Annotated in this window: 21 protein-coding genes and 1 pseudogene (1 of these 22 cut by a window edge); 11 read left to right on the forward strand and 11 right to left on the reverse strand. The window is 39.5% G+C overall.

Annotated features, from left to right (window positions below; genetic code table 11):
- The first annotated feature begins 222 nt into the window (after window positions 1-222).
- The 9 genes from HYU69_15190 (at window position 223) to atpG (ending at window position 8,531) form a co-directional block, all read left to right on the forward strand.
- Window positions 223-819 (forward strand): hypothetical protein, encoded by a 597-nt coding sequence (locus HYU69_15190; protein ID MBI2271686.1) that lies wholly within the window; start codon window positions 223-225, stop codon window positions 817-819.
- Between the two features lie 133 nt (window positions 820-952).
- Window positions 953-2,293, forward strand: a complete 1,341-nt coding sequence (locus HYU69_15195; protein ID MBI2271687.1) for a PhoH family protein — start codon at window positions 953-955, stop codon at window positions 2,291-2,293.
- 701 nt (window positions 2,294-2,994) lie between these two features.
- The gene (atpB, locus tag HYU69_15200; protein ID MBI2271688.1) at window positions 2,995-4,113 is read left to right on the forward strand and encodes a F0F1 ATP synthase subunit A; all 1,119 of its coding nucleotides are present in this window, start codon (window positions 2,995-2,997) and stop codon (window positions 4,111-4,113) included.
- A gap of 67 nt (window positions 4,114-4,180) precedes the next feature.
- Window positions 4,181-4,438, forward strand: coding sequence for an ATP synthase F0 subunit C (gene atpE / locus HYU69_15205; GenBank protein MBI2271689.1), 258 nt, complete (start codon window positions 4,181-4,183; stop codon window positions 4,436-4,438).
- A 106-nt stretch (window positions 4,439-4,544) separates the two neighbouring features.
- Complete coding sequence (locus HYU69_15210; GenBank protein ID MBI2271690.1) at window positions 4,545-5,039, forward strand: F0F1 ATP synthase subunit B; 495 nt, start codon at window positions 4,545-4,547, stop codon at window positions 5,037-5,039.
- Between the two features lie 75 nt (window positions 5,040-5,114).
- Window positions 5,115-5,666, forward strand: coding sequence for an ATP synthase F1 subunit delta (gene atpH, locus HYU69_15215; protein ID MBI2271691.1), 552 nt, complete (start codon window positions 5,115-5,117; stop codon window positions 5,664-5,666).
- A 101-nt stretch (window positions 5,667-5,767) separates the two neighbouring features.
- Window positions 5,768-5,965 (forward strand): hypothetical protein, encoded by a 198-nt coding sequence (locus tag HYU69_15220; protein ID MBI2271692.1) that lies wholly within the window; start codon window positions 5,768-5,770, stop codon window positions 5,963-5,965.
- A gap of 44 nt (window positions 5,966-6,009) precedes the next feature.
- Complete coding sequence (locus tag HYU69_15225; GenBank protein MBI2271693.1) at window positions 6,010-7,590, forward strand: F0F1 ATP synthase subunit alpha; 1,581 nt, start codon at window positions 6,010-6,012, stop codon at window positions 7,588-7,590.
- A 74-nt stretch (window positions 7,591-7,664) separates the two neighbouring features.
- A complete protein-coding gene (gene atpG / locus HYU69_15230) occupies window positions 7,665-8,531 on the forward strand; it encodes an ATP synthase F1 subunit gamma (GenBank protein MBI2271694.1) in 867 nt (288 codons plus the stop codon).
- Between the two features lie 30 nt (window positions 8,532-8,561).
- On the opposite strand, the gene HYU69_15235 is transcribed toward atpG, so the two are convergent.
- The 4 genes from HYU69_15235 to rsgA all read right to left on the reverse strand — a co-directional run bounded on the left by HYU69_15235 (window position 8,562) and on the right by rsgA (window position 12,085).
- Window positions 8,562-10,082, reverse strand: coding sequence for a transglycosylase SLT domain-containing protein (locus tag HYU69_15235; GenBank protein MBI2271695.1), 1,521 nt, complete (start codon window positions 10,080-10,082; stop codon window positions 8,562-8,564).
- 122 nt (window positions 10,083-10,204) lie between these two features.
- Window positions 10,205-10,540, reverse strand: a complete 336-nt coding sequence (locus HYU69_15240; protein MBI2271696.1) for a nucleotide pyrophosphohydrolase — start codon at window positions 10,538-10,540, stop codon at window positions 10,205-10,207.
- Between the two features lie 112 nt (window positions 10,541-10,652).
- Window positions 10,653-11,105 carry a D-tyrosyl-tRNA(Tyr) deacylase gene (locus HYU69_15245; GenBank protein MBI2271697.1) on the reverse strand — a complete coding sequence of 151 codons (453 nt, stop codon included), beginning with the start codon at window positions 11,103-11,105 and terminating at the stop codon, window positions 10,653-10,655.
- A 47-nt stretch (window positions 11,106-11,152) separates the two neighbouring features.
- On the reverse strand, window positions 11,153-12,085 hold the full coding sequence (rsgA, locus tag HYU69_15250; protein MBI2271698.1) for a ribosome small subunit-dependent GTPase A: 933 nt from the start codon (window positions 12,083-12,085) through the stop codon (window positions 11,153-11,155).
- Between the two features lie 199 nt (window positions 12,086-12,284).
- On the opposite strand from rsgA, the gene HYU69_15255 reads away from it, so the two are divergent.
- Together HYU69_15255 and gldA are read left to right on the forward strand one after the other, a co-directional pair.
- Window positions 12,285-12,581 (forward strand): hypothetical protein, encoded by a 297-nt coding sequence (locus HYU69_15255; GenBank protein MBI2271699.1) that lies wholly within the window; start codon window positions 12,285-12,287, stop codon window positions 12,579-12,581.
- Window positions 12,582-12,713: 132 nt separating this feature from the next.
- Window positions 12,714-13,631 (forward strand): gliding motility-associated ABC transporter ATP-binding subunit GldA, encoded by a 918-nt coding sequence (gldA, locus tag HYU69_15260; protein ID MBI2271700.1) that lies wholly within the window; start codon window positions 12,714-12,716, stop codon window positions 13,629-13,631.
- Window positions 13,632-13,645: 14 nt separating this feature from the next.
- On the opposite strand, the gene HYU69_15265 is transcribed toward gldA, so the two are convergent.
- From HYU69_15265 to HYU69_15295, 7 genes and pseudogenes are all read right to left on the reverse strand, one after another.
- Window positions 13,646-15,187: a hypothetical protein gene (locus HYU69_15265; GenBank protein ID MBI2271701.1), complete on the reverse strand. Its 1,542-nt coding sequence runs from the start codon at window positions 15,185-15,187 to the stop codon at window positions 13,646-13,648.
- A gap of 80 nt (window positions 15,188-15,267) precedes the next feature.
- Complete coding sequence (gene groL / locus HYU69_15270; protein MBI2271702.1) at window positions 15,268-16,911, reverse strand: chaperonin GroEL; 1,644 nt, start codon at window positions 16,909-16,911, stop codon at window positions 15,268-15,270.
- A 117-nt stretch (window positions 16,912-17,028) separates the two neighbouring features.
- Window positions 17,029-17,319 carry a co-chaperone GroES gene (locus tag HYU69_15275; GenBank protein MBI2271703.1) on the reverse strand — a complete coding sequence of 97 codons (291 nt, stop codon included), beginning with the start codon at window positions 17,317-17,319 and terminating at the stop codon, window positions 17,029-17,031.
- Window positions 17,320-17,581: 262 nt separating this feature from the next.
- Entirely contained in the window at window positions 17,582-17,983 is a 402-nt protein-coding gene (gene secG / locus HYU69_15280; GenBank protein ID MBI2271704.1) for a preprotein translocase subunit SecG, read from the reverse strand.
- 4 nt (window positions 17,984-17,987) lie between these two features.
- Window positions 17,988-19,079, reverse strand: a complete 1,092-nt coding sequence (locus HYU69_15285; protein ID MBI2271705.1) for a hypothetical protein — start codon at window positions 19,077-19,079, stop codon at window positions 17,988-17,990.
- Window positions 19,076-19,585 carry an LptE family protein gene (locus tag HYU69_15290; GenBank protein ID MBI2271706.1) on the reverse strand — a complete coding sequence of 170 codons (510 nt, stop codon included), beginning with the start codon at window positions 19,583-19,585 and terminating at the stop codon, window positions 19,076-19,078. Before HYU69_15290 ends, HYU69_15285 begins: the two co-directional genes overlap by 4 nt.
- Before the next feature lie 90 nt (window positions 19,586-19,675).
- Window positions 19,676-20,203 (reverse strand): annotated as a pseudogene (locus HYU69_15295) (sigma-54-dependent Fis family transcriptional regulator); it runs 808 nt beyond the window's last position.

Raw genomic sequence — 20,203 nt, forward strand, 5'->3', positions numbered from 1 at the left:
ATTAGTGGCGCTCAGTATATTGTTAATCTCAGAGCTCATAAAAAAAGTAATCGATGGCCTCATATGGTAGATTTAATAAAAAAAGCCGCTTAGCAGGGGTGCGAATTTGTCATACACCGCAAAAGACAAAAGACGTGACTCTGTCATGGTGTTGAATATAAAGCAAAATAGTTGTAAACTTGCTCTCCACGAAAATTCGCCATTTAAAACAATAGGCTCAACATGAAGAAAACGATCATTTCTATACTGAAATATTCAATGATGTGGCTTCTTTTTTCCTGCAAGCAGGATAGCAGCACAAATACAAACCCAAATTCTACTATTACCGTAGCGGAAGATACCAGCCCCCCCACCCCGGCTAATATGAAACAATGGGCAGAACAGGTTGAATCAAGCATTAACTTAACTGTTCCGGAAGATTGGGCACCCGAAGACTGGAACAACATTTTCAGGAACATTGATCGCAAGAGCATATATACTGATGTTATTGATGCTGTTTTGAGCGGAAAACAAAAAGCGTATAATTTTTTCACAGATTCTTCCCTTAGCCTGGATCAGGTAAAGTCGATACTTGATAAAAAGGTTACCGTTCTTAATATGGATTCCGTGGCTCATAATGCCGAGAATAAAGTCAGCCATGAAAACGTGGGACCTAACACCATTTCATTGATGCGGGTACGGGAAAAGGTTTATTTTGACAAAGAAAATTTCAAGCTTGAACGAAAACCTACTGCTTTGATACTATACGTCAATCACTATTCTGAAGATGGAGGGTTTGTAGGTTACAAACCACTGTTTTATGTTAAGCTGAACAGCTGACAGGCAATACTATTCAGCCTTTCTTCCATTGTCACATATCTATTTATAACAACCCATTGTTCATTTCTTTTGGGACACCTTTATAAAGCTAATTCACATTGTTATAGTTTTATAGAACTCAAAAACCAAACATATGTCCTTAACCGATCGTAGTGACAAAAAGATTTTCGTTCTTGACACATCCGTTATCCTGTACGACCACCACGCGATAAAAAACTTTAAAGAACATGATGTGGTTATTCCAATTACTGTACTTGAAGAACTGGATAATTTTAAAAAGGGTAACGACACCAAAAATTTCGCAGCACGTGAGTTCATCCGCTATATCGATAAGATATCGGGCCGTAATACCCTGCAGGATTGGGTAAATATAAACGGCAAAGGTCACGGCCTTTTCAAAATTGAAATGAATCAACATGCTAAGGTTGATTCAGAAAAGGTATTTGGCGAACGCAAAGCCGATCACCGCATATTAAACACCGCCCTCTATTTAAGCGAGCAGAATCCGGCCCGTAAAGTGATCATGGTTACCAAAGATATTAACCTTCGCCTGAAAGCCAAATCACTTAACCTGAATGCAGAAGATTATGAAACCGGTAAAATAAAGGACGTTGACGAAATGTACACCGGCCGTTCGGTCGTTGAAAAGATTCCTACTGAAACCATAGATGAGATCTATGAAAAAGGCAGCAGCGACCCGGCAAATATTTTAAAACGGACCAAACCGGTTGCCAATCATTTTTACGTTTTAAAGAACGGATCAAAATCTGTGCTGGCACATTACAACCAGGAAGAAAATGTGATGGAGCGGGTTAAAAAAGTTTCGGCCTATAAAATTAATCCGCGTAATGCAGAGCAAGCTTTTGCCCTCGACGCCATTTTAAATCCACAACTCAGCCTCGTAAGCCTGCAAGGTGTTGCCGGTACCGGAAAAACTCTTTTATCATTAGCTGGGGCACTGGAACAACGCCGGAACTACCACCAGATCTACCTTGCCCGCCCCGTCGTTCCGCTTAGCAACAAAGACATTGGTTACCTGCCGGGTGATATTAAATCGAAACTAAACCCCTATATGGAACCTCTTTGGGACAACCTCAAGTTCATCAAGAACCAGTTTGATGAAAAGGACAAAGAATTCAAACAGATAAGTGAAATGGTAGAGAATGAAAAGCTCGTTGTTTGTCCGCTGGCTTATATTCGCGGGCGGAGTTTATCGAACGTGTTTTTCATTGTAGATGAGGCTCAGAATCTTACACCGCATGAAGTAAAAACGATCATCAGCCGCGCAGGTGAAAACACAAAGATCATATTTACCGGTGATGTGTTCCAGATTGATACGCCATATCTTGATACACAAAGTAACGGTTTGTCGTACCTGATCGATCGCCTGAAAGGCCAGAAACTCTATGCACATGTTACCCTTGAAAAGGGTGAACGTTCGGAGCTGGCTAACCTGGCGAATGAGTTTTTATAACCGCAGGATGATCTGCACCTGGCCATGACCCGTTTCCTCCTTCAACTTTTTGTGCTATCAATCTTTGCCGGAATTGGCATTTGGGCCTGGAATACTTATAGCCCTGAACAAAAGCACCTCAACCACCTTTGGTTCATATTGATCTTTTTTGTGGTGATTTCCTTTTTAGTGCATTATCTTTTAGTCGGCCGGGATGACGATAAACCCAGCCGGTTTGTACGTAATTTCATGGGCATCACAAGCTTAAAATTACTCCTATGTGTGTTTTCAATAGTTATTTATGGCATAATGAACAGGAACCATGCTGTGGTTTTTATTATTGGTTTCCTTATTCATTACTTAGTATTTACCGCTTTTGAAGTATTTACTTTATTAAAGCATTTCAGGCAAAATAAACCATCCTAATCGCCCAAAGTTCAGTTCGTCTATATCGTTTGTACACCCTGCCTTCAGAAAATAATTTCTGCCAACAGCCATAATTCGCTATTTACATCTTTATCAACCAAAAATGCCTTATTTATGCATATTTTGGTTAAAATTAAGCTTCCCGACTACGTGAAAGCCAGTTTTTCTTTTATTTAAATTTATACTTATCCCTTCAAATAAAAAATATGACTTTTTTAATAAAAAGCTATTAACAATTATATAATTCATTTGTTTTTTACATAAATTTGCGCCGCGTTTAGAAACTTGAAAAGAAGGTGAAGATAAGGCAACAATACCCGGTATATACCCGTTTTTATAAACTCTTACTTACAACAACCTGTGTCCTCGTATTTTCGCTGGCTTTTGGTAATACAGAAGAAGTTGCCAAAGAGAAAAAATTCAACCCCGGCGAATTGATAATGGATCATATCGGAGATGCTCACGACTGGCATCTCTGGGGAGAAGGCGACAATGCAACCAGCATTCCACTTCCTGTTATTATCTATTCTAAGGAAAGAGGCTTTGATATATTCCTGTCATCAAACTTTCATCACGGGCATAAAACTTACAAAGGCTACAAACTCGAACATAATCATGTGCTTGCTGTTAACGAAACGGAAGTAGTTGATGCTCATGAGGCCACAGTAAATGAAGATCTTTCAAAGGATTTATGGGACATTTCAATTACTAAAAATGTTGTGACACTTTTCTTTAGCTGCATTTTCATGTTGTGGCTGTTCATATCAGTAGCAAAGGCTTATGTTACCAACAAAAACGGCGCACCAAAAGGAAAACAATCTTTTGTTGAACCGCTCATAACTTTTATCCGTGATGAGGTAGCAAAGCCAAGTATTGGTCCGAAACACGAAAAATATTTACCCTATCTGCTTACTGTATTCTTTTTTATACTGATCAACAATCTCCTGGGATTAATTCCGATTTTCCCCGGTGGAACAAATCTAACCGGCAATATTGCTATTACGATGACCCTTGCCGTAATTTCACTTATTGTAATAGTCATTACAGCCAACAGAAATTATTGGCGCCATATCTTTGCCATGCCCGGTATTCCTATTGGAATATTGGTCATCCTTACACCCATTGAAATACTGGGATTTATCCTTCGCCCTTTTGTATTAATGATACGGCTTTTTGCAAACATCACTGCCGGGCATATTATTGCCCTATCCTTTTATAGTCTGATTTTCATATTTGGTGAAATGAATACAGGATTAGGTTATGGTGTATCCGTTCTTTCAATTGCATTTACTGTATTTATGGGGTTCCTTGAACTGTTAGTGGCATTTCTGCAGGCCTATGTATTTACTTTGCTTTCTGCAATGTATTTCGGAGCTGCTATTGAAGATCACCATCATGCTGAAGAGCATCACTGATAATATTACCGCTGAAAAGTTCCCGACAGCGACATGTAAACGGGAGCATAACTAATAATTAATTAATATGTTTCTATTCACATTACTACAGGAAGCTGCTGGCGGAGGTGCCGGTTATGGTATCGCTGCGCTTGGAGCGGGTGTAGCTGCAGTAGGTGCAGGTATCGGTATTGGTCGCATTGGCGGAAGCGCATTGGAATCAATGGCGCGTCAGCCGGAGTTGATGAACGACCTTCGTGCCAACATGATTCTTACTGCCGCACTTGTTGAAGGTGCCGCTTTCTTTGCAATGGTGGTTGGGTTACTTGTAATCTTTATGAAGTAACAGACTCCTCAAAATTTCAAACCGCAGTTTCAACGGTTGGTTGTCACTGCGGTTTTTAAACATTGTTTATAAAAAAAATATTCATGCTTTTTAATTTCTGTTTGTCATGGAATTAGTAAAACCGGCGTTTGGACTTATCTTTTGGATGTCCATTTCATTTGGAATCATTGTTTTTATTCTTAAAAAATATGCATGGTCTCCTATATTAGGCATGCTGAAAGAACGTGAAGAAGGAATTCAAAATGCTCTTGATGCTGCTAAAAAAGCTAAAGAAGAAATGGCGGCTTTACAATCTAATAATGAGCGTATTATTCACGAAGCCAAAGCAGAACGCGATAAACTTTTAAAGGAAGCCCGCGAAATGAAAGACTCCATTATCACTGAGGCCAAAACAAAAGCAACAAAAGAAGGAGAGAAACTCATAAACGCTGCCCGCGAAAGCATTAACAACGAAAAAATGGCTGCTATCACTGAATTGAAAAACCAGGTGGCCCAGCTTTCAGTTGAAATAGCTGAGAAAATATTGAAAGAAGAACTTTCATCTCAAGACAAGCAAAAAACATTGGTAAAAGCATTACTGGAGGATGTTAATTTGAATTAGTTTGTTTGGTTTCAGGTTTCAAGTTTCAGGGTAGACAACTTGAAGCTTGAAACCTGAAACTTGAAACCAAAAAATATGACCAAAGTCGCATCACGTTACGCTAAATCACTGCTCGACCTTTCAATAGAAAAAGGCTCGGTAGAAAAAGTTTATGCGGACATGAAACTAATACTGAATACCTGCAAGGAAAGCCATGATCTACGCGTATTGTTAAACAGTCCCATTATTAAAAGTGATAAGAAATTGTCTGTTTTTAAAGAAATCTTCAACGGCAAAATTGAAAAGCTGACGCTTGATTTTCTGACTATCATTATTCATAAGCGAAGGGAAATGTATATTCCGGAAACCGCTGACGCATTTACAGAGCAATACAAAAAGTACAAAAACATTATCACAGCCATTGTTACTACAGCATTCGGACTTGATGATGAGCTTCGCAAAAAAGTGCTTGAAGTAGTTAAAAAGAGTGCGGATTCCGAAATTGAACTGATCGAGAAAATTGACAAAAATATTATCGGCGGATTTATTATACGGGTTGGCGATAAACAGGATGATACCAGCATTTCGCGTAAACTAAAATCGCTCTATAGAACATTTAATGAAAATCCGTACATAAAGGAGTTCTGATGAAAGTTTTTTTTCTTTCGTTTTTTTGGATTTGTTCTTTGTATTCATTTGGTCAACTAAAACACAAAGTGTATGTGTACGGACTGCATGTCAAATTTGACATGGAAACTTATTCCAAGTATCCGGCGTGCGCTTCAAGAATGCATCAGAAATACGGGATCAGGTATATTAAGAAAAACGGTCCTGTAAAAGAAAAGTGGAAGATTCATAACGAAAAAGCCTGCAAAAAATTGAATAAGAGAAATGGTGAAGGGTGGCAAAATAAAATGGAACAGGAAATAATCGATTGTGTAAAATAATTAAATAATAATTACGAAAACATATAACAATTAAATTAAGTACGATGGCAGAAATAAAACCAGCAGAAGTATCTGCGATATTAAGACAGCAGTTATCCGGTCATAAAACCGCATCCGAACTTGAAGAAGTTGGAACCGTATTACAGGTGGGTGATGGTATTGCGCGCATCTATGGATTAAGCAATGTTCAATCAGGTGAGCTGATCGAATTCGAGAACGGACTGAGAGGCATTGTACTTAACCTGGAAGAAGATAACGTTGGAGCTGTACTACTTGGTTCTTCAAACGATGTTAAAGAAGGTGATACCGTTAAACGTACACGTAAAATTGCATCTATCAATGTAGGCGAAGGTATGCTTGGACGTGTGGTTGACACGCTTGGCTTGCCAATCGATGGCAGAGGTCCTGTTAAAGGACAAACCTATGAAATGCCCCTGGAAAGGAAAGCCCCTGGTGTTATCTATCGTCAACCTGTAAATGAACCTTTACAAACAGGTATAAAAGCAATTGATGCGATGATACCTATCGGCCGCGGACAACGTGAGTTGGTTATCGGCGACCGCCAAACCGGTAAAACTGCCGTTTGTATCGATACGATCATTAACCAGAAAGAATTTTACGAAGCAGGGAAACCTGTTTATTGTATTTATGTAGCGATCGGACAAAAAGGATCGACCGTTGCGAATATACAACGTGTATTGGAAGAGAACGGCGCGATGGCTTATACAGTTATTGTTTGCGCCACCGCATCAGACCCTGCTCCAATGCAGTTCTATGCTCCTTTCGCAGGTGCTGCTATTGGCGAATTTTTCCGTGATACCGGCAAACCGGCACTTATCATTTATGATGACTTATCAAAACAAGCTGTTGCATACCGGGAAGTATCCCTGTTATTGCGCCGCCCTCCCGGACGTGAAGCATATCCAGGTGACGTATTTTATCTGCACAGCCGTTTGTTAGAGCGTGCCGCTAAAATAAATGCAAATGATGATATCGCCCAAAAGATGAACGATCTTCCTGAATCGATCAGGAGTATTGTTAAAGGTGGTGGTTCTTTAACAGCTTTACCGATCATTGAAACACAAGCGGGTGACGTATCTGCTTACATTCCGACCAACGTAATTTCCATCACTGACGGACAGATCTTCCTTGAGTCGAACCTGTTTAACGCGGGCGTTCGTCCTGCTATTAACGTGGGTATTTCGGTATCACGTGTGGGAGGTAATGCGCAGATCAAATCAATGAAAAAAGTGGCGGGGACATTAAAACTTGACCAGGCACAGTATCGCGAACTGGAGGCCTTCTCTAAATTCGGTTCCGACCTGGACGCCGCCACCAAAGCAGTACTTGACAAGGGTTCACGTAACGTTGAAATCCTGAAGCAAGGACAATTTTCACCGCTCCGCGTTGAACAACAGGTTGCTATTTTATATTGCGGCACCAAAGGTTTATTGCGCGATGTACCTACAAATAAAGTAAGAGAATTTGAAGCTGATTTCCTTCAGTACCTTGAAAGCAAACACAAAGACCTGCTAAATGAATTAAAAGCCGGCAAGATCACTGATAAAGAAACTGCGGTGATTGAAAGTGTAGCGAAGGATATGACGAAGAAATATAAAAAATAAATTAAGAATGAAGAATTAAGAATTAAAAATGGATCATTCTTCACTTTTAATTCTTAATTCTTAATTTTCACCTGATGGCTAATTTAAAAGAAGTACGGAATAGAATAGTATCTGTAAGTTCAACGCAACAGATCACCAGCGCAATGAAAATGGTGAGCGCGGCTAAGTTGAAACGTGCACAGGATGCCATTACCCAGATTCGCCCGTATGCCAATAAGCTGAAAGATATACTTGAAAACCTTAGCGCCAGTCTTGCCAGTTCGGAAGGAATTTTTTCCAAACAACGGCCCGTAAAAAATGTATTGCTTGTTGTGATCAACTCCAACCGCGGCTTGTGCGGGGCATTTAACAGCAACATTATTAAAAAAGCCAGCCAATTGATCCGTGAACAACACCAGGGTTGCAACATTCAGATAATAACAATCGGCAAAAAGGCCACTGATTTTTTTAAGAAAACCAATTACAAATTAGTGAGTTCACATAATGAATTATATGATGGGCTTACCTTCAAAAATGTTGCTCCTGTTGCTGAAAAAATAATGCAGGGTTTTGCTAACGGCGAATACGATAAAGTTGAATTGATCTATAACCAATTCAAGAACGCTGCCGTTCAATTACCAATGGCTGAACAGTTTTTACCTGTCCTTCCTCCGAAACAGGAAGGGAACAAAACCTTATCTATCGATTATATTTTTGAACCCGGCAAAGAGGAGATCGTACAGGACATGATTCCCCGTTCATTAAAAACACAATTGTATAAAGCTTTGCTCGATTCAAATGCCTCTGAACACGGCGCCCGCATGACCTCCATGCACAAAGCTACCGATAACGCCAAAGAACTGATACGCGCGTTAAAACTCAGCTACAACAAAGCCCGTCAGGCTGCTATTACAGGTGAAATACTTGAAATTGTGGGTGGCTCGGAAGCGCTGAATAATTAATCTGCCTCCTGTTTTTTATTGCAATTGAGACTATCCTACTTTGATCTTTTTTCCCGGAAGTAACACATAGTTATTACTGAAATTATTCAAACGTTTGATCTCTTCAATAGTAGTCCCTGTTTTGCGGGCAATATCCCACAATGTATCCCCCTTGCCAACAGTGTAAAACTTGCCTTGGTCCGTTTGAGTTGCAGCATTCTCCGATACAACCTGGGCAGAAACGACTTCCTGTTTTAAAACAGGTGCTGCCTGCTGCGACTTAACAGTAGTAGCATTATCACTGGCGACTTTATTTACATATACGGTGAGTTTTTGACCGGTTTTTACATAATTTGTTTTAAGGTTATTCCAAACTTTAAGATCGTAAATGGTGCACTTATACCTGTTAGCGATCGAATGAAGCTTCTCTCCCCTGCGAACAGTATGCACTTTCATCACTTCCTGCATAGCCAATATATCCTGGCTGTTAGGGTTGGCCTTTTTCAGATAGGCATATATAGCTTGCTCATTTGTAATAAAACTTCCAACCTTGGCGGCCGGTAAACATAATGAGTATGGGTCCTCCGCGGAATATGGAATAATACCCTTTTTATACTGTGGATTTAAAAACTCGACTTCTTCAACCGGTATATTCAGTACAGCTGATACCTGCTCGAAAGTGATCTGCTGCTTTATTTTCACAGTATCCACCTCAAAAAAAGAACGCTTAGGAATGCTTGAATACAGGTTGTGCTCTGCCGTATTACGCATCACATAATTGACCGCTATAAATGCGGGTACATAGCCTTGTGTTTCGCGCGGTAAATAAGGGCGAATTTCCCAGTAGGTTTTTTTACCACCTGAACGCCTGATCGCTTTATTCACATTACCGGGGCCACTGTTATATGCCGCAAGCACCAATTGCCAATCGTCGAACATATCGTATAAAAAACGTAGATACTCGCAAGCCGCAACTGTAGCTTTATATGGGTCGCAGCGTTCATCCACATAGGAAGTGACTTTAAGATCGTACATTTTACCTGTGGAATACATGAACTGCCACAACCCCATTGCGCCTGCGCGTGAGCGGACACGCGAGTTAAGAGCTGATTCAACAATAGCAAGGTATTTCATTTCAAGGGGGATATCGTACTTATCGAGCTGCTGCTCTATCATTGGGAAATATAACTGCGACATGCCCATAACGCGCGAAACGAGATCACGCTTGCGCATGGCATACATTTCGATATAACTTTTCACAGCATCATTGTATTCCAGATCGAATGGAGATTCGGCATCGATCTTTGCCAGACGGGATTCATAAACAGACGCGTCGTAACGTGGTATTGAATCAGGTGCGAAATTAAATTTATTGGACCGGGGAGCCACTGGTTTAACCAATCCTTTATCGAAATAATTTACCATCGCGATACTGTCAAGTGTTGACGCAATGGGATCATCCTGAAACATTGGAGGTACCACATCCAGTACCTGGGCCAATACGACAAACGGTCTGCTGTTTAACAGACCAATGATGAGAATCACCCTTATTATTATGATTAAACGAATCATTTACTTAAGCTACGATTTTTATTGCTGAAATGCAAGTATAAATAATAACAACTCTGTATAAATGCTGTTTTGGAATACTTATTAACGGGAAAATGTGAAAAGGATTGTCGTAGGTAGTAGCATCATTTTCCAACGCGCAATTTTTCATTATTCTTATGCCTTGTTTTATCCCGTTTCGTCTTCTTCTCGAGGTTATTCTTCAACGCTTTGGTCAGGTCAATGTTAGTTTGATTGGCCAGACAGATCACTACAAAAAACACATCGGCCAATTCCTCTGCGAGATTTTTATCTTTATCCGACTTTTTAAAACTCTGATCGCCATACTCACGGGATATTACCCGCGCTACCTCTCCTACTTCTTCGGTCAGAATAGCCATATTAGTGAGTTCTGAAAAATAACGGACCCCGTATTTTTTTATCCATTTATCAACCTGCTGCTGCGCTTCTTTTATGGTCATGTGTTTAAAATTAATTGTCTTTACCTTTTCTTTTTGCCAATTTATCTGCCGAAGCTGGGACACTGAGCGAAGTCGAAGTGTCAGCGAAGGCAGACTTCCTTCTGGTACTTTTTTACTCCTTATTTTTACTGTCAATTACAATCGTAACCGGACCATCATTCACCAAAGCAACTTTCATATCAGCTCCAAAAGTGCCTGTTGATATAGATTTGCCAAGATCGGATTCAAGTTGTTTGACAAATGCTTCATACAATGGAATCGCAATATCCGGCCTGGATGCTTTCAGATAAGATGGGCGATTCCCTTTTTTAGTACTTGCGTGTAATGTAAATTGCGATACAAGTATAATTTCTCCGCCACTATTTTTTACTGATAAATTCATCACACCCGCTTCATCATCAAATATTCTGAGGTTACATATCTTTGTACTCAGCCATTGAATATCTTCAACATTGTCAGCGTCTTCAATTCCCAACAATATCAATAAACCCTTTCCAATTGAGCTTTTTACATTACCATCAATTGTAACAGAAGCATTTAGAACTCTTTGAACAACCACTCTCATTCGTAAATCTGCCGGCAGGCAGGTTCGTTTTATATTCGTTAATGTTACTACTTCTCATACACTTTATCCAATTCCTTACCACTCATTATTGCTAAATATGTATTATAACGCGACTCAGCTATCAATCCTTCTTCAATAGCCTTCTTTACCGCACAATTGGGCTCGGTCAAATGCAGACATGAATCGTATTTGCATTTGTTAAATAAAGCTCTCATTTCAAGAAAGAAATGTGATAATTCCTCCTTCCTCATATCAAACATCCCGAACTCTTTTATGCCGGGCGTATCAATAATAAACCCTCCATTCGACAATTCAAAAAGTTCGGCAAAAGTTGTTGTGTGTATTCCTTTTGAATGGGCCGCTGATAGCTCCCCTGTTTTCAATTCCAGGCGCGGATCAAGCGCATTTATCAATGATGATTTGCCCACACCTGAATGCCCGGAGATCAGGCTTGTTTTATTGCTCATCAACGACCTTAATTGTTCTATCCCCTCCACTTTCAGAGCCGAAACTTCAAAACATTTGTAGCCAATATTTTCATACAGCTTCTTCCATCTTTGTAATTCAACATTTTCCTCTTCTGTATAAATATCAATCTTACTGAACACCAGATTTACCGGTATACTGTATGCCTCCGCTGTAATAAGGAACCTATCCACAAATCCCGCCGACGTACGCGGCATAGCCAATGTGACCAGCAAAAAAGCCTGGTCCATGTTGGCAGCGATGATATGCGATTGCTTGGAAAGGTTAGTTGACTTGCGAATGATATAATTCCTGCGCGGTTCCAGTTCTGTTATCACACCTTTATTTACTTCGCTCTCTAACTCGTACGTTACTTTATCTCCAACAGCCACAGGATTGGTATTTTTAATACCATCCATCCTGAATTTGCCCTTAATGCGGCATTCAACAGTTTCGCCACTTTCACTGCGAACCATGTACCAGCTGCCGGTTGATTTTATTACTAATCCTTGCATAATTGGGTGTAAAGTTAAAATTACCTTTGGGATTATTTTCAAATAGAACGCAGATACCGCAGATTTTTTATGACTTATTATGATCTGATCTGCGTACATCATAACGATCATAATATTCTGCGTTCCATTTGGTAAATTCTAAGATATCTTCATTTTTAAAGCTATTAATTTTTAGCTTTGTATAAGTAAACTATACAATATGAGAAAATCACTTTTCTTATTATTTGCTTTAGCTGCATTTCTTTTCGCTTGTTCATCAAACGGAACAAAAAAAGCGCAAGCCCCGAACTGGACAACCTATTCAAAAAATACATTCATGCAAAAATGCGTTGGACAAGCAGGATCGCAAATGCTGCCCAAAGAAGCCGACAACTATTGCAACTGTATTATGGAAAAAATGATCGCAGCTTATCCGGATACTGTAGAACTTGATAAAATGGGACCGGCTAAGATCAAATCAGAGTCAATGGCGATGGCGCTTAAATGTCTTTTTTAGTTTTTATAAATTAATTAAGCCTGCGCACCAGTCTTCGACTCCGCTCAGACTGACCAACGCACGTAGGGTCACACCTGCCGGCAGGCTAAACGGAGTCGAAATGGCGGGCAGTTTAAATTTTAAATGAATTTCATGTCAATCAAAGTAAATAACATAAGCAAATTATACGGTGCACAAAAAGCGCTGAACAATGTATCGTTTGAAGTTAGCTCTGGAGAAATAGTTGGTTTCCTTGGCCCCAATGGCGCAGGCAAATCGACCATGATGAAAATTTTAACCTGCTTTATTCCTCCGACTAATGGTACGGCCTTTGTTTGCGGGCATGATATTGCCGAACAAAGTATTGAAGTACGTAAATGTGTGGGCTACCTGGCTGAACATAATCCGCTTTACCTCGATATGTACGTAAAAGAATACCTGGAATTTATCGCGGGGCTTCACCCCGATAAAATAGCACGTACTGATATTGCAGCCCGCGTTAAGAAGATGATCGAGATTACCGGCCTGCAGGTTGAACAAAAGAAAAAAATAGGCGCTCTTTCAAAAGGTTACCGCCAACGTGTAGGCCTTGCGGAGGCTCTTATACACGACCCGCAGGTGCTGATCCTCGATGAGCCAACAACAGGTCTTGACCCTAACCAGCTCGCCGAAATACGTTCACTTATTAAAGAAGTGGGCCGCGAAAAAACGGTTATGCTCTCCACACATATCATGCAGGAAGTGGAAGCCATTTGCGACCGCGTAATCATCATCAACAAAGGAGAAATTGTAGCCGATGACAAAACAGAGAACATCCAGAAAACAAAAGGCAACAAACAAATCATAACCGTTGAGTTTGACAAAGAAACTTCTGCTGATTCTCTCAAAACTGTTCCCGGCATTACCTCCGCGAAAAATATTAGGGAACAGACCTGGCAATTAATCGCCGATTCCGAAAAAGACGTCCGCCCGGAGATCTTTCAATACGCTGTGCAAAATAATTTATCGGTACTTACTCTTCAAAAAGAGGAGCAAAGGTTGGAGGATGTGTTTAAGGAGTTGACGACGTAATTATTACAGTGGCATTAATCTTCTGTTATTTTCAGTTTGTGTTTTAAATTTTTACCTTCAACGAACTGATTATACTCATGTAAAGTAATTTTTGGCGCCCCTCTCATTTCATCTTTTCTACCAGCATCATCTGTAACTCCAGGATCAAGTTGAGTAAACCCTTGTTGCATCGCAGTTGGATAAAGCCCAATATCAACCATATAAGCTGTGAATCGCTGCCCCCCTGTTCCTCCTGAAGCACTAGTGTTAGGGTCAACTAAGTGAAGCATCCTTAAATCAACTAATTCTTTGATAGCCTGTTTTACTTGAGGATACTGATCAATATCCGAATTTGAAATTAAAAACATATTGGTTTTCTTTCCTCTAATTATTTGCTCCTTGATGAAATCTAGATATATCTCAAGAATCTCTTTGTCTTCTGCCGAATCTGTCTTTAGATAAGAGTATTTACTGGACATATTTTGAATTGCGGATTCCGTAATGTTTGTTTTTGATATTTTTCTACTTACAACACTATCATAGTTATTACTTACTTTAACAAATAATGTTAAAAAATCTCTTGGAACACCACCAGAAGCTAAACAGAGTTGAGTAAAACCCCCACCTGAAAATAAATCATCAATATTAACTTTTGCCTTACTAAGAGACGAACATTCGCCAATAAGGGAACGCATAAAGCTTTTAAGTTCTTCAAATCTATCAAGATTGTAATCTAAATCAATTTCATGAATATCATGACCTAATTCCGTACCAACGTATGAGCCATCCATTGGGCTATAAAGCTTACTTCTATGACGTATCGTTGCAATTTTAATAAACAGATTAGTGTCTTTTGTCAAACGATGAAAGAAATCCACAAAAAACATTTGAGATGATTTTTTCAAAAAGTAAAAATCATCGAAAATTATCAGAATATGTTTTGCGGGAGAATATCCCTGTATTTTTTTAATAGATTTTTTCAGTTGAGGGATTGAATTTTTTATCGATTCTAGCTTATTTCTATTTACCTTTTTTGCAACCTCAATCTCATTTATTTCAGACTCTGAACTATTTGCTATTAAAAGATCTGAGGCTACTCCTACATCTGCTTTTTGTGAAGATGATTGTTTAGACTTTATTTCCTCATCAAAAGTATCAGGATTGGGTATTTGCTTTTTAAACTCATTTAAAGAGCTTTGAAGTTCCTTACAAAGCTTATTTGCTTTTATATGTTTTCTAATCTGCCAAATTTTTATTTCTCCCTTAATTTGAGATGAAATCTGTTCATAAAAATTACCAAGAACATGAATTAAAATATTGGGAAAGCTAACATCTTTTAAATCTTCTATGTTTGTATAAGAGTAGTAGTAATTCCTATTTGAATTTTCCTTTATAGTCTTTATAAGAGAAGATTTTCCAGCACCTCTTCTTCCAAATATTACGTGATTTTGCTTTAAAAGAATTCTTTCTTTGAAATTCCTTGGGTCAATATAAGTAATACCAGATGTTTCTGAAGCTCTAGTATTTTCTTCTATATAAGAAGATAATTTTTTTATTTCCTCTGTTATTGTTATCATAAATGTATTATTTTATGTAGGGCTTATAGAAGTGAAGGCGACCATTTGGTCGCCTTCACTTTTTCTATAGGGAATTTATTTTAGTAATCCATTCCTCCACCCATTCCACCTGGCATACCGCCCGGCATTCCACCACCAGCTTTCTCTTCCTTAATATCAGAAAGGACACACTCAGTAGTTAACAACATGCCGGCAATGGATGCAGCGTTTTCAAGCGCTACACGCGTTACCTTAGTTGGGTCAATTACACCAGCGCTCAATAAATTTTCATATTTATCAGTGCGTGCATTGTAACCGAAATCAGCTTTTCCTTCACGTACTTTTTGTATAACGATAGAACCTTCACCGCCTGCGTTCGCAACGATCTGGCGAAGCGGCTCTTCAAGCGCACGTTTAACAATGGCAATACCTGTTTGTTCGTCTTCGTTGCTGCCTTTTAATTTATCAAGGCTGTCAACCGAACGGATGTAAGCAACACCACCGCCTGGGACAATTCCTTCTTCCACAGCAGCACGGGTTGCATGCAATGCATCGTCAACACGGTCTTTTTTCTCTTTCATTTCAACTTCTGTAGCAGCACCAATAGAAAGAACCGCAACTCCGCCGGCTAATTTAGCCAAACGCTCTTGCAATTTTTCTTTGTCGTAATCCGATGTTGTAGATTCGATTTGTGCTTTTATCTGGTTAACACGTGCAAGTATATCAGCTTTTTTGCCTTTACCGTTTACAATTGTTGTATTGTCTTTATCAATAGTGATACGGTCTGCTTTACCTAAGTAAGTAAGGTCAGCGTTCTCCAATTTGAAACCTCTTTCTTCAGAGATCAATGTACCGCCTGTTAAAATTGCGATGTCTTCCAACATAGCTTTTCTTCTGTCGCCAAAGCCGGGAGCTTTAACAGCAACAATTTTTAAAGAGCCGCGGATCTTGTTCACTACAAGCGTAGCTAAAGCTTCTCCGTCAACTTCTTCAGAAATAATTAAGAGCGGTTTTCCTGTCTGAACTTGTTTTTCAAGAACAGGCAGCAACTCTTTCATGTTCGATATTTTTTTATCGTACAATAGAACGTGTGCTTCTTCCAACACAGCTTCCATTTTATCAGCATTGGTAACAAAGTATGGAGAGATGTAACCACGATCGAATTGCATACCATCCACAGTTTTCATTTCTGTTTCCGTGCCTTTTGCTTCTTCAACAGTGATAACACCATCTTTACCAACTTTTTTCATCGCGTCAGCGATAAGCGTACCGATTGTTTCGTCGCTGTTTGCGGAAATGGTAGCCACTTGCTTTATTTTGGAACTATCGCTGCCTACAGCCTGTGATTGCTTTTTAAGATTCTCAACAACCGTTAAAACAGCTTTGTCGATACCTCTTTTAAGGTCCATTGGGTTCGCGCCTGCAGCTACGTTTTTCAAGCCTGCAGTTACAATAGCCTGAGCCAAAACAGTAGCAGTAGTTGTTCCGTCACCTGCTACATCAGCAGTTTTAGAAGCAACTTCTTTTAACATTTGTGCGCCCATGTTCTCGATCGGATCCTGAAGCTCAATTTCTTTTGCTACAGTAACACCGTCTTTAGTGATGGCAGGTGCGCCAAATTTTTTATCAATAATTACATTGCGTCCTTTAGGACCAAGTGTAACTTTTACAGCATTTGCCAAAGCGTCAACGCCTCTTTTCAGGGCATCGCGGGCATCAAGATTAAAACTGATATTCTTAGCCATTTTGTTTTATTTTTTAATTAGTTAATTTTTTGAATTTTAATTACAACGAAGTACGAATTGATTACGAAGTTTACGAATTACGAACATTCGTAAATTCGTATCCATTCGCTATCCGTACTATACAACTGCGAAAATATCCGACTCGCGCATGATGAGGTATTCTTTACCATCAACATTAACTTCGGTTCCGGCGTATTTGCCATATAAAACTGTATCGCCAACTTTAACACTTGGCTTGTTACCTTTTTCGTCAAGTTCGCTGATTGAAATTACTTTTCCTTTTTGAGGTTTTTCTTTTGCGGTATCAGGGATGATAATTCCGCTTGCAGTTTTTGATTCTGCTTCAGACGCTTCAACCACAACTCTGTTTTGAGTTCCGGCGATTGGTTTGATGTTGACTTTGCTCATTGTTTTGATAATTTAGGGTTAAACATTAAATTTTATATGCCTTAGATATATATTTTTAAAGGGGCACAAATGTATGACATTTACCATGCCAATACTAATATTGACGCATTTGTCCGCCATTTTTACAAAAACTATAGGTAAATGAAATAAAATTGTCAGATTCTGGTGACAGGATGTCGGTTGTTAGTTGATTTTTGGGTTGCTGGTTTCAGGTTTCAGGTTGGAAAAAATGAAAACCGATTACTGATTACCGATTACCCTTTTATTTTGTCGGAGTAGTAGGAGCTGGATCTGGATTAACCGGAGGCGTACTTGGAGGCCCAGCAACGGGTGCACCCACAGGAGCCCCAACAGGAGCATTTGGTGTAGTTGGCGCGGTATTAACAGTACTTTCAGCTTTTTTACGGGTTACGGATTCAGAAGAACCTTTATCGTCGGTTCCAACTTTACCATAAGGAGTTGCAACAAGGCAAAGTGCCAATAAAGCAATAGCCAGGGTCCAGGTAGCTTTTTCAAGGAAGTCGGCCGTTTTACGGACGCCCATTACCTGGTTAGATGATGCGAAAGTGGAAGACAACCCTCCCCCTTTTGAATTCTGTATGAGCACTACTAAAATTAAAAGTATGCTTACTATAAGTATCAATATTGAAATAAACGTTCCCATTATTTTATGTTGATTTTAGTTTTTGTATTTCAAGAATTTGGGCTGCAAAGAAAGCACTTTTTTCCGGATATTTCAAACTTAAGCTTTCATATGCCCGAATAGCCTTATTATAGTCCTTTTGCTTTACCAATATTTTAGCAAGTGTTTCAGTTATAAGGCTTTCGTCGAATTCGGTGCTTTTCTTCGCCATATTTTCAGGAGAGAAAAATTCCGCTCTTGGCTTAACACCTTCTGTTTCCTGCTTGCGGGTAAATTCGTCTATTATTTCGAGCACATGCTGGCGACTTACCTCTTTTTCAGTAGCAAACCGCTTGGTACCTTTTAACCAAATATTGAATGGCAGAACCGCATTTTTATCTAGCCCTTCCTGTTTCACAGGTTTAGAAAGTTCGGCTTTAGCCTTTAATTTCTTTTTTTGATCTTCCTGGTAGATAAGGTGCGACATCTGTATCTCCACACTCGCGTCAATAGCTTCGTTAATCACATCCTTTGCCAGGTCGTTGATCTTAGCTGCATCAACAATCGGTTCAATTTCTCCTTCAAACTCTTTTTCAATTGAATAAACCAGTTCAATGTCTTTGGGAGGTTTAATAGATGGAGATGATTTCACTTCAACTTTCGGCTGAATTAAATCAGATTGCTTTTCAACATCAACCAACCGCTGTTCGATCGCTTTAGTAGCTTCATCTAATTTTGAACTCAGCTTTTCTATTTTCTCATCAAGCAGTTTTTCAACTTTCAGTTCAATATCCCCGATCAGTTTTTCCTGTTTCAGTTCCGGCTGAACTACAGGTTTAACAAGCGTTTCAACAACGGGTTGAACAAAAACTGTTTCCCGCTCAACTGTTAAAGTGGCATCACCTTTTTGCTTTTTGATCAGGTTATACAACATTTTCCGGTCACCTGAATAAGCAGCAGCCACCTTCAGTTGATTATTAAACTGTATACTGTTCTGATTGGATAAATTTTTCGCATACAACATATGCGCCGTCTGAAAAAAAGGATACTCCTTTAACAAACTATCAAGCAAAGCCCCGCTGTCAGCGGCCAATACTTCTGGTTGTTGGATGTATGATATGAATTGTTGCTTATTCACCAGTTATTAAACGCTTTATTAAAAATATCTTCAGTTAACTGTTTATTGATCAACGGTATTAAAGTGGGCTCCTGGCTTGCAAGGCTCAAGGTACTATTAAAATCCGCAAAGCGCGTAAATGTAGTTTCAAAATTCTTCTTCTCATCAAATTTATTGATGTACTTCACCTGCACCGAAACGGTCAACCTGCTCAATGCAGCCTGGTCATTGGTTTGTATAGCTAACGGTGAGACCCTGTAATCTGATACATACCCTTCAAAACTCAGGTCGCCACCTTTGTTTACCAATCCAAGCTTTGTCTGAGTGGCACAAATATCCTTCATTGCTTCCGTAAACTGCTGACTGAGCGTTGGCGGAGCCAATGCTGTATTGTTTGTAAAATACAAAACTGAAACAGTCTTCGCCTCAGGCGGAATACTGGCTCCGTTTAAAGAGTAGCCCATCTTGCAACCAGCGGAAGTAAGAAGTAAGAAGTAAGAAGTAAGAAGTATAATTATTTTATTCATTTTCCTTTTTCCCTTCTCCATTTGGAGAAGGTGTCTCAGCTATGTCAAGATGCCGGCAGGCAGGCAGGGATGAGACGAGCAAAGACCTATCTACAAATCCAGCTTATACTCATTAATTTTTCTATACAAAGTCCGTTCCGAAATTCCCAATTCCCTCGCCGCTGATTTACGTTTACCTTTAAATTTGGCCAAAGCTTTCTTAATCATATCCATTTCCAGTTCCTGAAGCGATAATGGCTGCTCTTCCACCACCTCATGCGCCTGTATCTCTTCTCCATTGGCAGCTTTTGGTTGTATGTTGGCGGTTCCATAACCAAGCTTAACCGTTGTTTCAGCCGAACCAACATCCTGATAAAGTTTTTTAATGATCTGTTCGTTCCTGGGATGAAAATCCTGCTCCAGTCCGTCATCATTTTCGATCAGGTCAATAACAACCTTCTTCAGATCAGTCAGATCTTTTTTCATGTCGAACAATACCTTGTACAAAATATCCCGTTCCGAGAACTCGGCACCATCACCCTTTACAACCATTGGAAGCCTGTTTATATCCTTTTCCGGCAAATATTTTAAAAGTGTTTCCGCATTTATCTCACGGGTTTTTTCAATAACAGATATCTG

Source organism: Bacteroidota bacterium (genome assembly GCA_016183775.1).
GTDB lineage: Bacteria > Bacteroidota > Bacteroidia > JABDFU01 > JABDFU01 > JABDFU01.